This is a genomic window from Streptomyces sp. ITFR-21, assembly GCF_031844685.1.
In the GTDB taxonomy this organism is placed as follows: Bacteria; Actinomycetota; Actinomycetes; order Streptomycetales; family Streptomycetaceae; genus Actinacidiphila.
On the sequence record NZ_CP134605.1, the window covers coordinates 3860554 to 3872763 of the forward strand.

Sequence of the window (12210 nt, forward strand, 5' to 3'; positions counted from 1 at the left end):
TCAGCGGGGCGGGCGGGGTGGGCGGAGCCAGCGGGTGAGGACGGCGGACAGGCAGAGCAGGCCCGGGGCGGCGAAAGCGTAGACGCGCCAGTCGGGCCAGCCGGTGACGGTGAGGGCGAGGAGGAGGGCCACGGCGAGGCAGCCCGCGGACAGGACGAGGAGGCCGAAGGCCTCCCAGCCGCGGGAGCCGGTCGCGGCGGCGACGCGCTTGTCGAAGTCCGACCGGGCGGCCCGCTCGAAGCGCTCCCATTGATGGGTCATCCGAAGGGTCTCCCGCGCGTGGGGCACCCCCTCGCGGCCGTCGGGGTCCGGTTCGGGCTCCGGATCCCCTCGGAGGTCCGGTTCCGGTTCGGGTCCGGGCTCGGGCTCGCTTCCGGGGTCCGGTTCCGGTTCGGGTCCGGGCTCGGGATCCCTTCCGGGGTCCGGTTCCGAGTCGGGCGGGGGGCCTGCCATGGCGCGGCTCCGTTCGTCTACTCAAGGGCCAGGGCCGTGCCGAGGTAACCGGCGAGGGACTTCATCAGCTCGACCTGCAAGCCGGTGAGATCGGTGTCCCGCGGGGCGTCGACGCACAGCACGCCGATCTCCCGGCTGCCCGCCGCCACGGGGACGGCGATGACGGACCCGTATGTCGGGCTCATGGGGTCGATGACGCTGCGCAGGCCGGTCTCCTTGCCGGCGTGGAACGGCGTGTGGGGTTCCAGGATGCCGTGCAGCAGGTGCGCGCCCTCGGCGCCGTCCAGGACGAACCGGGGCGCGGGCGACGGGCCCGCCCAGTCCTCGCGGACGAACCGGTGCCCGGTGGACCCGTCGCGCCGGTAGAACGCGCAGCGCGCGGTGGGCAGGTGCGAGGCGGGATCCGGCTCGGCGGCCAGCACGCTCCCGCCGACCACCACGGTCCGCAGCGCGACGGCCGTCTGCCCCGCCTGCCCCGGCACCGGCGCCGCGCCGGTCGCCTGATACGCCGCCGCCTGCCGCTGGGCGAGCGCGCCCAACGCGGTGGACAGTGGGGTGAGCACCGAGTGGTACGACAACGCGAGCGCCGCGGCCGCCCGACTCACCTCCTTGCGGGCCTGCTCCTTCTCCCGCTCGCTCAGGTACGCGTCGGTGGCGGCGACCAGGACCACGGCGACCGCCATCACCGCGCCGATTCGCAGCATCGCCACGTGGTTCTCGTTGTTGCCACCGGCCCAGACCGAGGTCACGAACACCCCGGCGGCGAACACGCTGGAGCTGACCAGGAGAACGATCTTCCACCCGTACGTGCGCAGCCAGTCCATCCCGCCCCGTCATCCGCGTACCTGATCCGCCCAACGCCCTCTGCCCGCGCTCCACGGTGTTACGCCGTCCGCGAGCGCGCTCCGCCCGCAGAGACACCCGCGGGGCCGGGGCGGTTCCGGGCACGCCGCACCGGCGGGCTCCGCCCGGCCCGGCGGCCCTGGCGGACAGTCGGCCCGGACGAACCCGGCGGCCCCGGGACCCTCGGTGGATGACTCGCTGGATAAGGTGAGCCGATGGAACCGCGGATCAGCCTGATCACCCTGGGGGTTTCCGACCTCGGCCGGGCCCGGTCGTTCTACGAGGCCCTCGGCTGGGCCGGGCAGTCGGTTCAGGAAACGGTCTTCTTCCAGGTCGGCGGCCTCGCGCTGGTGCTGTGGGACCGCGACAGGCTCGCGCTCGACTGCGGGGTCGAGGATCAGCGGCCGGCCGGGTTCGGCGGGATCGCGCTCGCCCACAACGTGCGGTCCCCGGCCGAAGTCGACCAGCTCATCGCGACGGCGGAGCGGGCGGGCGGCACCGTCACGCGTCCCGCGGCCACCACGTTCTACGGCGGCTACGCGGGAGTCTTCCTCGACCCCGACGGCCACGCCTGGGAAGTGGCTCACAACCCAAGCTTCCCACTGGCCGCGGACGGCTCCCTCACCGTTCCCGACTTCGACACCCGCTAGGCGGCCCGTCCACCGCCCCCGGCAGGACCGGCTGCATCCGCTCCTGGTGCGGCAGGCGCCGCCCCGAGCCCGGCTTCGGGGTACGCGAAGAGGGCCCCGCCCGGGTTGGGCACCGGGTGAGGCCCTCGGGGGGAGGGGGAACTAGTGGGAGCAGCCGCTGCACTGGCAGGGCGCGCCGGACTGGCAGCCGCAGCCGCAGCCCGAACCGCAGCCGCAGGCGGCGAACAGGGGGAGCGGCGTACGCAGCAGCGGGGTGCGGGTGCCGGCGGCGGGTGTGGGCTGGTCGCGGCGGGCGGGCGGTGGCGTGGGGTGATCCGTCATCAGTGCAGCCTCCTCGGACTTGCCTGCCACCAGTGAACCGCGTGACGAACCAGCGCATCAACGGCGCAGAAGGGTATTTCGCCCGAGCCGCCGCGCCGCGCACGCCCTCCCCGGCGAACGTCCGCCGGAGACGCCCCGCCCGCTGAACGCACGCCGCCCCGGAGCCCGCGCGCCGCAGACGCCCGGCCGGGGGAGACGCCCGGCCGGGGGAGACGCCCCGGCTGCCCGCTGCCCGCTGCCCGAAAGACCGCACGCCGCCCGCCGGACGCGCCCCGCCTGTCGCGTACCGGCGTACCGGCGTACCGGCGCGCCGCCTGTTCCGCGCGCCGCCTGTTCCGCCCGCCGGACGCGTCCTCTTTGCCGAGGGCTCCGCCGGGCGCACCCGGCCCCGGGCCCGTCGGCCGAAGGCGCGCCGCCCGCCCGCCCGCGCGGCGCGGCCCGCCCGGGGCCCCGCCGGAGGCACCCCGGCTCCGTACCCCGCCGGCGGCGGGAGACGGCAGGCGGGAGGTACCGCGGTCGGCCGCCCGCAGGGCTACGCCCCCTCGACCACCGTCGGCGCCGGCGTCAGCTCGTCCGCGTGCTCGCCCGTCACCAAGTAGATGACGCGCTTGGCCACCGACACCGCGTGGTCGGCGAAGCGTTCGTAGTAGCGGCCGACCAGGGTCACGTCCACCGCCGTCTCGATGCCGTGCCGCCAGCGGTCGTCGAGCAGGTGCTGGAAGAGGCTGCGGTGGAGTTCGTCCATGCGGTCGTCGTCCGCCTCCAACTGGAGCGCGTCGTCGACGTCCTTGGTCACGATGACCTCGGCGCACTTCACCATCAGCCGCTGCGCCAGCTGGCCCATTTCCAGTATGGTCGCGTGCAGGTCGCCCGGGACGGCCGAGTTCGGGAAGCGCAGCCGGGCCAGCTTGGCGACGTGGCGGGCCAGGTCGCCGGAGCGCTCCAGGTCCGCGCTCATCCGCAGGCTCGTCACGACGGTCCGCAGGTCGGTGGCTACCGGCTGCTGGCGGGCCAGCAGGTTGATCGCCCGGTTCTCCAGCCCGCGCTGGAGGTCGTCGACCTTCTCGTCCGCCGCGATGACGCTCTCCGCGACGTTCAGGTCCGCGTCCAGCAGCGCGGTGGTGGCCCGGCCGATCGCGGAGCCGACCAGGCGGGCCATCTCGACCAGCCCGTCACCTATCGAGTCCAGCTCCTCGTGGTATGCGTCCCGCATCGCGTTCCTTCCGTCCGAACCGTCTGTTGTACAGAGGCTTCTCCGCCACGTTGCCACGCTCCCGGGCGTACGCGTACCCGTCGCGCACCCAGAGTGAATCACCACCTACGTGGAGGTGAACTCTTGGCAACGTGCGTCCGAGAGGTATCTCTCAGGCTGTGGTCCCTTTGAGCGGGCCACTTAGTGTGGTCGGCATGGACGTGAACGCGGCAGTCGCCGCAGCCAGCGCGATGGTCGGTCTGCTGACCGGTGTGATCGCCGTGCTCGCGTTCCGCTGGAGCGAGCGGGAACAGGCCCGCCCCACCCGTACCGCCGCGCGGCCCGACAGCGTGACCGCCGTACTGCCGCCGGGCGTGGACACCGTACTGTCGGTGCTGCGGTCCTCGGCCGTCGTCCTGGACGAGGGCGACACCGTGGTCAAGGCCAGTTCGGCGGCGTACGCCCTCGGGCTGGTACGAGGCGGCCGGCTCGCCGTCGACCAGATGCTGCAGATGGCCCGCGAGACCCGCAGGGACGGTGAGATACGGCAGGTCGAACTGGACCTGCCGCGCCGCGGCGCCGGCCGCGGCGAAGGGCTCGCGGTCTCGGCCCGGGTGGCCCCGCTGGGCTCCCGGCTGGTGCTGCTGCTCGTCGAGGACCTCACCGAGGCCCGGCGGATCGAGGCGGTACGGCGGGACTTCGTGGCGAACGTCAGCCACGAGCTCAAGACCCCGGTCGGCGCGCTCTCGCTGCTGTCGGAGGCCGTGACGGACGCGGCCGAGGACCCCGAGGCGGTGGTCCGGTTCGCCGGGCGGATGCAGACCGAGGCCACCCGGCTGACCAGTCTGGTCCAGGAGATCATCGACCTCTCCCGGGTGCAGAACGACGACCTGCTCGACGACGCCGAGCCGGTCGCGGTCGACGACCTCGTCACCGAGGCCGTCGACCGCTGCCGGCACCAGGCCAACGCCAAGCACATCACCATGGCCACCGGGACCACCCCCGACCTGTACATCTGGGGGAACCGGGGCCAGCTCGCCGCCGCGCTGGGCAACCTGGTGGAGAACGCCGTCAACTACAGCCCGGCCAGGACCCGGGTCGGCATAGCCGGACGGCGGATCGCCGCCACCGGGGGCGGCTCCCGGGGCAGCGGCTCCGGGGGAGGGGACCTCATCGAGATTTCCGTCACCGACCAGGGCATCGGCATCTCCGAGAAAAACCGCGACCGGGTCTTCGAGCGCTTCTACCGGGTGGACCCGGCGCGCTCGCGGGCCACCGGTGGCACCGGGCTCGGTTTGTCCATCGTCAAACACGTGGCCGCCTCGCACGGCGGGGAGGTCACGGTGTGGAGCGCCGAAGGCCAGGGCTCCACGTTCACACTGCGGCTTCCCGAGGCCGGGATCGCCCGCGACCGAGCGCTTCCGCCGGGTACCGATGCCGATGCCGAGGCGGAGGCGGAGGCGGAGGCTGATCCGGCCGACGAGCCGTCGGACGACCAGCTTTTCCAGACCCTGCCTGAACACATCCCCGCCCCGGAGGTCCTTCCGTGACCCGCGTACTCGTCGTAGAGGACGAAGAGTCCTTCAGTGACGCGCTGTCGTACATGCTCCGCAAGGAGGGCTTCGAGGTCGCCATCTCCGCGACCGGGCCCGACGCGCTGGACGAGTTCGAGCGCAATGGCGCCGACCTGGTACTGCTCGACCTGATGCTGCCGGGCCTGCCCGGCACCGAGGTCTGCCGCCAGCTCCGCCTGAAGTCCAACGTCCCGGTGATCATGGTCACCGCCAAGGACAGCGAGATCGACAAGGTCGTCGGCCTGGAGATAGGCGCGGACGACTACGTGACCAAGCCGTTCTCCTCGCGGGAACTGGTCGCCCGCATCCGGGCGGTGCTGCGGCGCCGCGGCGAACCCGAGGAGGTCTCGCCGGCCGCGCTGGAGGCGGGGCCGGTCCGGATGGACGTCGACCGCCACGTGGTCACCGTCAGCGGCGGCAAGGTCGACCTCCCGCTCAAGGAGTTCGACCTGCTGGAGATGCTGCTGCGCAACGCCGGCCGGGTGCTGACCCGGATGCAGCTCATCGACCGGGTCTGGGGTGCCGACTACGTGGGCGACACCAAGACCCTCGACGTCCACGTCAAGCGGCTGCGCGCGAAGATCGAGCCCGACCCGGGCGCGCCGCGCTACCTGGTGACGGTCCGTGGGCTGGGCTACAAGTTCGAGCCGTAAACCGGGTATCCGGTTCGGCCGCGGCTACGGCTGTGTGGTGCCCGTCGTGCCGGGCGTGTCCGTCGGTGTCGCGGTGTCCGTCGGCGTCGCGGTGTCCGTGGCGCCCGGCTCGGAGGGGGCCGACGGGGTCGTGCTCGGGGAGGGCGCCTGCGTGGCGGGCGGCGAGCTGGGCCCGTACGGCTGGAAGAAGCCCTTGGACGGGGTCACGTTGGCCTGCAGTGAGACCGGGCCGGTGCCGCTGAAGAGGAACACCGCGGTCTGTACGTCGCCGTCGCGCAGCGACTCCTTGCCGGAGTCGATGACCGCCGACGGGTTGCCTTTGCCGCCGAGCAGGACCGTGCCGTGCGCCGGGACGGTGACGGCCTGCCCGCCGTCCGCGCCCGACAGCCGCGCGTCGATCGAGTTGCCCACCCGTACCGACTGCAGGGTCTGCGCGGATCCGCCGTTGTTGAACAGCCGGGCCGAGACGCTGGCCGGGCCGTCCGCCTGGGTCAGCACGTAGGCGTTCTGCACCTTGATGTCGCCTACGGAGGCCGAGGCGCTGTCGGGGTGCACCTCCAGGGTCTGCGCGTGGTTCCCCGCGGCGCAGGCGGCGAGGGGAGCGAGCGAGAGCGCGAGGACGGCGGCGAGGACGCCGTGACGGAAGCTGCGGACCACGGCGGCGCATCTCCTTGGGCAGGTGGGGAAGATCTCCTGGCGGCCTTAGATTACCGAGCCGTCCCGCAGACCGCGCACCGGGCCCGTTCTTTACGTGACCACTTCAGGGCGTCGAACTGGACGCCGAAGAGGGCACGGAACAGCGCCCGGATTTCCATGACTGGGCAAAATTGGATCTTCAACCACCGAGAACCCGAACGGAGTAGCGAAGGACCACCCGTTCGGGAGGGACAGATACGGACGTATCGTCCGTTGTGTCAGGGCTTCCGAGGCTGTAACGGGCGCGTTTCAGGTCCGCCGTATACCCGCTCCGACCTGCGAATACCCCTCCGCGGACGCACCCTCCAGCACGTCCCAGGGGCCCTTGTCAAGCCCCGAGATGTGCCCTGACCTGCGAAAACGCCATTCAGATGAGGCCGTTCCCGTGTTACTCTGGATAGCCACGGAAGGGGTACCTGTCACATGACGTTCAAGGTTGGCGACACCGTGGTCTATCCCCATCACGGGGCCGCGCTGATCGAGGCTATCGAAATTCGCCAGATCAAAGGCGTGGACAAGACCTACTTGGTGCTCAAGGTCGCTCAGGGCGACTTGACGGTACGCGTGCCCGCGGACAACGCGGAGTTCGTCGGCGTACGCGACGTGGTCGGTCAGGAGGGTCTGGACCGGGTCTTCGAGGTGCTGCGCGCGCCGTACACCGAGGAGCCCACCAACTGGTCCCGCCGATACAAGGCAAATCTGGAGAAGCTCGCCTCCGGTGACGTCATCAAGGTCGCGGAGGTCGTGCGCGACCTGTGGCGGCGGGAGCGCGAGCGCGGCCTGTCGGCCGGCGAGAAGCGCATGCTCGCCAAGGCCCGGCAGATCCTGGTCAGCGAGTTGGCTTTGGCGGAGAACACCAACGAGGACAAGGCCGAGGCGTTGCTCGACGAGGTCCTCGCGTCGTAAGACCGTCCCCTTTCGGACGCTCTCGTGTCGCGACGACAAACGGCTCAACATCTTGCGCCGATGTGACGTACCCGACTTACGAAGACGCACACCCCCCGGCCGGCTCCGGGGGAACGTGCCGCGGCACCCGGTTGAGCGCCATGACCGGGTGCTGCGGCATGCTTGGCCCAAAGCCACGCACCGCGAGGTGCCGGCCCGCGGCGACCCCGGACGGACAGGGGTCAGCCGGTGGGAGCTCCCCCGGACTTCACGGAAGGGGTCCGGAGGAACGCCGTGCCCGGCACCTTGAATGCGATACCCAACTCACACGAGGAAACAAACCTGCGTACCGCAGCCGTCATTCCCGCCGCCGGACGTGGTGTCCGGCTCGGCCCCGGCGCGCCCAAGGCGCTGCGCACCCTCGGCGGGGTCCCGATCCTCGTACACGCGGTGCGCGCGATGGCCCGCGCCCGCGCCGTCCAGGTCATCGTCGTGGTGGCGCCCCCCGAGGGCACCGCCGAGGTCAGGGCACTGCTCGACGCCCACGGCCTGCCCGCGTCGACCGACATACGGGTCGTGGCCGGCGGCGACGTCCGCCAGGACTCGGTACGGCTGGGGCTCGCCGTGCTGCCCGACGACGTCGACGTGGTGCTGGTCCACGACGCGGCCCGCCCGCTGGTGCCGGTCGAGACCGTGGAAGCGGTCGTCGACGCGGTACGGGCCGGCGCGGCCGCCGTCGTACCGGGGCTGCCGCTCGCCGACACGGTCAAGAGCGTCGATCCGGACACCGGCCAGGTCACCGGCACCCCGCAGCGCGCCCTGCTGCGGGCCGTGCAGACCCCGCAGGGCTTCGACCGGGCCACCCTCGCCAAGGCGCACGCCACCGTCACCCAGGACGTGACGGACGACGCGAGCATGGTCGAGCGGCTCGGCGTGCCGGTGCTGGTGGTGCCGGGGCACGAGGAGGCGTTCAAGGTGACCCGGCCGCTGGACCTGGTGCTGGCCGAGGCGGTACTCGCCCGCAGGAGGGCCACCGATGGCTACTGACGGACTGCCGCCGGGGTACCTCCTGCCCCAGGTGGGCATCGGCACCGACGTCCACGCCTTCGAGGAGGGCCGCGAGCTGTGGTGCGCGGGCCTGCGCTGGGAGGGCGAGGGCCCCGGCCTCGCCGGGCACTCCGACGCGGACGTGGTCGCGCACGCCGCCTGCAACGCGCTGTTCTCCGCGGCCGGCCTCGGCGACCTGGGCGCACACTTCGGCACCGGCCGCCCCGAGTGGGCCGGCGCCTCCGGGCTGACGCTGCTCACCGAGGCGGCCAGGATCGTCCGCGCGGCGGGCTACGCCATCGGGAACGTGGCCGTACAGGTGGTCGGCCGGCGGCCCAAGGTCGGCAAGCGCCGTGAGGAGGCCCAGCGGGTGCTGTCCGCGGCGGTCGGCGCGCCCGTCGCGGTCAGCGGCGCCACCACCGACGGGCTCGGCTTCCCCGGCCGCGGCGAGGGCCTGGCCGCCATCGCCACCGCCTTGGTCGTGCGCCTCCCGGAATGAGGCCGGCGGGCGGGTGGGCCGGTGAGCCGGCGGCGGCAGCGGCGGGGGCGTCGGCAGGTGTGTCGGTGAGCGGCCCCGGAGGCGGCGCCGGGGTCCCGGCGATGTGGGAATGCCGTGCCGCGTACGCTCGTTGCGCTCTCGGACCCGGCGGCGCGCTCCCGGACCTGCGACATACCGGTACCGCGCCACTGACGCCCATCCGCACCCGCACACCGTGACCCGCCCCTGAAAGGACCCCCATGGCCGCCCTCTCCGACGCCGCCCGTGCCCTGATCGACGGCAAGAACTTCGCCACCGTCGGCACCATCCAGCCCGACGGCCGGCCGCAGCTGTCCCTCGTGTGGGTGGACCGCGACGGCGACGACGTGCTCTTCTCCACCCTGGAGGGCCGCCGCAAGCACGCCAACCTGGTGGCGGACCCCCGGATCACCCTGCTGATCAGCCCGGTGGAGAACCCGTACGCGTACCTGGAGATCCGCGGCACCGCCACCCTGGAGACCGAGGGCGTCACCCAGCTCATCCACGACCTGGGCATCAAGTACACCGGCGAGCCCTACGGCGACGGCGCCAAGGCCCCCCGGGTCACCGTCCGGATCAGCGCCGACCACGTCGTCGAGTACGGTCTGTGACCGCTGACCGCTGACCGCTGACCGCTGACCGCTGACCGCTGACCGCTGACCGCTGACCGCCGGCCGCCGGTGAGCCGGCCCGTGACCGCGCGGCCGGCCGGGCGCGGTCCGCGATCACGCCGGCCGCGGTCGGCCGCCCCGGCCCCGGGCGGCGAATTGTGACCGCTGTGTGTGCTCTGCGCACTGGGGCGCAGGGCACACGCTCAGGGCCACTACCCTGGAGGCGTGACCATTCGCCTGTACGACACCAACGCGCGCCAGGTACGTGACTTCATCCCGCTCACGCCGGGCTGTGTCTCGATCTACCTGTGTGGCGCCACCGTGCAGGCGGCCCCGCACATCGGCCACGTTCGGTCCGGCCTGAACTTCGACATCCTCCAGCGCTGGTTCCGCTACCGCGGCCACCAGGTCACGTTCGTCCGCAACGTCACCGACATCGACGACAAGATCATCAAAAAGGCCGCCGAGCAGCGGCGCCCCTGGTGGGCCATCGGCTACGAGAACGAGCGCGCCTTCACCACCGGCTACGACGCGCTGGGCTGCGAACCGCCCACGTACGAACCGCGGGCGACCGGCCATGTGCCGGAGATGATCGAGATGATGCAGGGCCTGATCGAGCGCGGTCACGCCTACGTCTCCGACGGCAACGTCTACTTCGACGTGCGCTCCTTTCCCGGCTACCTCCAGCTCTCCAACCAGGAGCTGGACAACCTCCGCCAGCCCGAGGGCGAGGGCGAGACCGGCAAGCGGGACCAGCGCGACTTCGCGATGTGGAAGTCCGCCAAGCCCGGTGAGCCCTCCTGGGACACCCCTTGGGGCCGCGGTCGCCCCGGCTGGCACCTGGAGTGCTCGGCGATGGCCCACAAGTACCTGGGCCGCGCCTTCGACATCCACGGCGGCGGCATCGACCTGATCTTCCCGCACCACGACAACGAGATCGCGCAGGCCGAGGCGTTCGGCGACGAGTTCGCCCGTTACTGGGTGCACAACGCGTGGGTCACCATGAGCGGCGAGAAGATGAGCAAGTCGCTCGGCAACTCGGTACTGGTCTCCGAGATGGTGCGGCGCTGGCGGCCGATCGTGCTGCGCTACTACCTCGGCACCCCGCACTACCGGTCGATGATCGAGTACAGCGAGGAGGCGCTGCGCGAGGCCGAGTCGGCGTTCGCCCGCATCGAGGGCTTCGTGCAGCGGGTCACCGAGAAGGCCGGGAAGGTCGTCGCCCCGGCCGCCGAGGTGCCGCCCGCCTTCGCCGAGGCCATGGACGACGACCTCGGCGTGCCGCAGGCCCTCGCCGTCGTGCACACCACCGTCCGGCAGGGCAACAGCGCGCTCAACGCCGACGACAAGGAAGCGGCGGTCGCGCGGCTCGCCGAGGTCCGTGCGATGCTCGGAGTGCTGGGCCTGGACCCGCTCGACGCGCACTGGGCGGGCGCCGAACGCGGCGACGACCTGCACGGGGTGGTCGACTCGCTGGTCCAGCTGGTACTGGAGCAGCGGCAGTCGGCCCGCGCCCGCAAGGACTACGCGACGGCCGACGCGATCCGGGACCGGCTGGTGCAGTCGGGCCTGGAGATCGAGGACACGCCGACCGGCTCGCGGTGGACGCTGCGGGGCTAGGGCCTTTCTGTCCGCCGTGCCCCGAGCGCCTGAGGGCGCCGGGCCCCGCCCGAGCGCCCTCAGGCGCTCGGGTCCCGTCCGTCCCCGCCTCCTGGGATCCTTGAGACGCTTGTCGAGAGACGCCCGTCGAGTCCGACCGAAGAAGTGAGAGTGTCCGATGGCCGGCAACAGCCAGCGCAGGAACCGCCGTACCAGCAACAAGAAGGGCGCCACGGTCGGCAGCGGCGGGCAGCGGCGCAGGGGCCTGGAGGGCAAGGGCCCGACGCCGCCCGCCGAGGCCCGCAAGGGCCACAAGAAGAACCGCATCGCCACCGCCCAGGCCAAGCGGACCGTCTCCGCCCAGTCCCGGCGCCCCTCCGGCCGCGGCGCCAAGCAGTCCTCCGAGATGGTCGTCGGCCGCAACCCGGTGGTGGAGGCGCTGCGCGCCGACATCCCGGCCACGGCGGTCTACGTCCAGCAGTACATCGACAACGACGACCGGGTACGTGAGGCGATCAAGCTCGCCACCGACCGCGGGGTGCCGCTGCTGGAGGCCGCCAAGCCGGAGCTGGACCGGATCACCGCCGGGCTCAACCACCAGGGCCTGGTGCTCCAGATCCCGCCGTACGAGTACGCGCACCCCGACGACCTGCTGGCCGATGCCGCCGACCGCGGCGAGGACCCCCTGATCGTGGCCCTCGACGGCGTCACCGACCCACGCAACCTCGGCGCGGTCGTCCGCTCGGTGGCGGCCTTCGGCGGCCACGGCGTGGTGGTGCCGGAGCGGCGCGCCGCGGGCATGACGGCCGGCGCGTGGAAGACCTCGGCCGGCACCGCGGCCCGGGTGGCGGTGGCCCGCGCCACCAACCTCACCCGCACGCTGGAGGCGTACCAGAAAGCCGGCCTGACCGTGGTCGGCCTCGCCGCCGACGGCACCACCGAACTCCAGGACCTCGAGCTCCTGGCCGGCCCGGTCGTCATCGTGGCCGGCAGCGAGGGCAAGGGCCTGTCCCGGCTGGTCGGCGAGACCTGCGACCTGCTGGTGCGGATTCCGATGCCGGGCGGGGCGGAGTCGCTCAACGCGGGCGTGGCGGCCGGGGTCGTCCTGTACGAGGCGTCGCGCCGCAGGGCCTGAACGGCGGGGAGCGCCCCCGGCGCGGCGGTCCTGG

General features: G+C 72.6%; 14 protein-coding genes. 9 read left to right on the plus strand and 5 right to left on the minus strand.

Going from position 1 to position 12210, the window contains the following annotated elements:
- Both RLT57_RS16965 and RLT57_RS16970 read right to left on the minus strand, forming a co-directional pair.
- Entirely contained in the window at nt 1-261 is a 261-nt protein-coding gene (locus RLT57_RS16965; RefSeq protein ID WP_311298245.1) for a hypothetical protein, read from the minus strand.
- A 209-nt stretch (nt 262-470) separates the two neighbouring features.
- The gene (locus RLT57_RS16970; RefSeq protein ID WP_311298246.1) at nt 471-1277 is read right to left on the minus strand and encodes a GAF domain-containing protein; all 807 of its coding nucleotides are present in this window, start codon (nt 1275-1277) and stop codon (nt 471-473) included.
- A gap of 234 nt (nt 1278-1511) precedes the next feature.
- Between RLT57_RS16970 and RLT57_RS16975 the strand changes: the two genes are divergently transcribed.
- Nucleotides 1512-1946: a VOC family protein gene (locus tag RLT57_RS16975; RefSeq protein ID WP_311298247.1), complete on the plus strand. Its 435-nt coding sequence runs from the start codon at nt 1512-1514 to the stop codon at nt 1944-1946.
- A gap of 141 nt (nt 1947-2087) precedes the next feature.
- On the opposite strand, the gene RLT57_RS16980 is transcribed toward RLT57_RS16975, so the two are convergent.
- Both RLT57_RS16980 and phoU read right to left on the minus strand, forming a co-directional pair.
- Entirely contained in the window at nt 2088-2267 is a 180-nt protein-coding gene (locus tag RLT57_RS16980; RefSeq protein ID WP_311298248.1) for a hypothetical protein, read from the minus strand.
- A 532-nt stretch (nt 2268-2799) separates the two neighbouring features.
- Entirely contained in the window at nt 2800-3480 is a 681-nt protein-coding gene (phoU, locus tag RLT57_RS16985) for a phosphate signaling complex protein PhoU (protein ID WP_311298249.1), read from the minus strand.
- Nucleotides 3481-3674: 194 nt separating this feature from the next.
- Here phoU and RLT57_RS16990 point away from each other — a divergent pair, with 194 nt between their 5' ends.
- Nucleotides 3675-5009, plus strand: coding sequence for a sensor histidine kinase (locus RLT57_RS16990; RefSeq protein ID WP_311298250.1), 1335 nt, complete (start codon nt 3675-3677; stop codon nt 5007-5009).
- On the plus strand, nt 5006-5686 hold the full coding sequence (locus tag RLT57_RS16995) for a response regulator transcription factor (protein ID WP_311298251.1): 681 nt from the start codon (nt 5006-5008) through the stop codon (nt 5684-5686). The genes RLT57_RS16990 and RLT57_RS16995 overlap by 4 nt, the downstream gene beginning before the upstream one ends.
- 24 nt (nt 5687-5710) lie before the next feature.
- On the opposite strand, the gene RLT57_RS17000 is transcribed toward RLT57_RS16995, so the two are convergent.
- Complete coding sequence (locus RLT57_RS17000; RefSeq protein ID WP_311298252.1) at nt 5711-6343, minus strand: DUF461 domain-containing protein; 633 nt, start codon at nt 6341-6343, stop codon at nt 5711-5713.
- A gap of 462 nt (nt 6344-6805) precedes the next feature.
- Here RLT57_RS17000 and RLT57_RS17005 point away from each other — a divergent pair, with 462 nt between their 5' ends.
- The 6 genes from RLT57_RS17005 (at nt 6806) to rlmB (ending at nt 12176) form a co-directional block, all read left to right on the plus strand.
- Entirely contained in the window at nt 6806-7288 is a 483-nt protein-coding gene (locus RLT57_RS17005) for a CarD family transcriptional regulator (RefSeq protein ID WP_033174074.1), read from the plus strand.
- Nucleotides 7289-7582: 294 nt separating this feature from the next.
- Entirely contained in the window at nt 7583-8314 is a 732-nt protein-coding gene (gene ispD / locus RLT57_RS17010) for a 2-C-methyl-D-erythritol 4-phosphate cytidylyltransferase (protein ID WP_311300744.1), read from the plus strand.
- Complete coding sequence (ispF, locus tag RLT57_RS17015) at nt 8304-8813, plus strand: 2-C-methyl-D-erythritol 2,4-cyclodiphosphate synthase (protein WP_311298253.1); 510 nt, start codon at nt 8304-8306, stop codon at nt 8811-8813. Before ispD ends, ispF begins: the two co-directional genes overlap by 11 nt.
- A gap of 239 nt (nt 8814-9052) precedes the next feature.
- Nucleotides 9053-9442, plus strand: a complete 390-nt coding sequence (locus RLT57_RS17020; RefSeq protein ID WP_311298254.1) for a PPOX class F420-dependent oxidoreductase — start codon at nt 9053-9055, stop codon at nt 9440-9442.
- 225 nt (nt 9443-9667) lie between these two features.
- Nucleotides 9668-11062 carry a cysteine--tRNA ligase gene (cysS, locus tag RLT57_RS17025; RefSeq protein WP_311298255.1) on the plus strand — a complete coding sequence of 465 codons (1395 nt, stop codon included), beginning with the start codon at nt 9668-9670 and terminating at the stop codon, nt 11060-11062.
- Between the two features lie 157 nt (nt 11063-11219).
- On the plus strand, nt 11220-12176 hold the full coding sequence (gene rlmB, locus RLT57_RS17030) for a 23S rRNA (guanosine(2251)-2'-O)-methyltransferase RlmB (protein ID WP_311298256.1): 957 nt from the start codon (nt 11220-11222) through the stop codon (nt 12174-12176).
- Nucleotides 12177-12210 lie beyond the last annotated feature (34 nt).

Excerpts from the sequence above, each read along its gene's own strand:
- RLT57_RS16965 (WP_311298245.1), bottom strand. The coding sequence starts at position 261 with ATGACCCATCAATGGGAGCGCTTCGAGCGGGCCGCCCGGTCGGACTTC.
- RLT57_RS16970 (WP_311298246.1), bottom strand. The coding sequence starts at position 1,277 with ATGGACTGGCTGCGCACGTACGGGTGGAAGATCGTTCTCCTGGTCAGC.
- RLT57_RS16975 (WP_311298247.1), top strand. The coding sequence starts at position 1,512 with ATGGAACCGCGGATCAGCCTGATCACCCTGGGGGTTTCCGACCTCGGC.
- RLT57_RS16980 (WP_311298248.1), bottom strand. The coding sequence starts at position 2,267 with ATGACGGATCACCCCACGCCACCGCCCGCCCGCCGCGACCAGCCCACA.
- phoU (WP_311298249.1), bottom strand. The coding sequence starts at position 3,480 with ATGCGGGACGCATACCACGAGGAGCTGGACTCGATAGGTGACGGGCTG.
- RLT57_RS16990 (WP_311298250.1), top strand. The coding sequence starts at position 3,675 with ATGGACGTGAACGCGGCAGTCGCCGCAGCCAGCGCGATGGTCGGTCTG.
- RLT57_RS17005 (WP_033174074.1), top strand. The coding sequence starts at position 6,806 with ATGACGTTCAAGGTTGGCGACACCGTGGTCTATCCCCATCACGGGGCC.
- ispF (WP_311298253.1), top strand. The coding sequence starts at position 8,304 with ATGGCTACTGACGGACTGCCGCCGGGGTACCTCCTGCCCCAGGTGGGC.
- RLT57_RS17020 (WP_311298254.1), top strand. The coding sequence starts at position 9,053 with ATGGCCGCCCTCTCCGACGCCGCCCGTGCCCTGATCGACGGCAAGAAC.
- rlmB (WP_311298256.1), top strand. The coding sequence starts at position 11,220 with ATGGCCGGCAACAGCCAGCGCAGGAACCGCCGTACCAGCAACAAGAAG.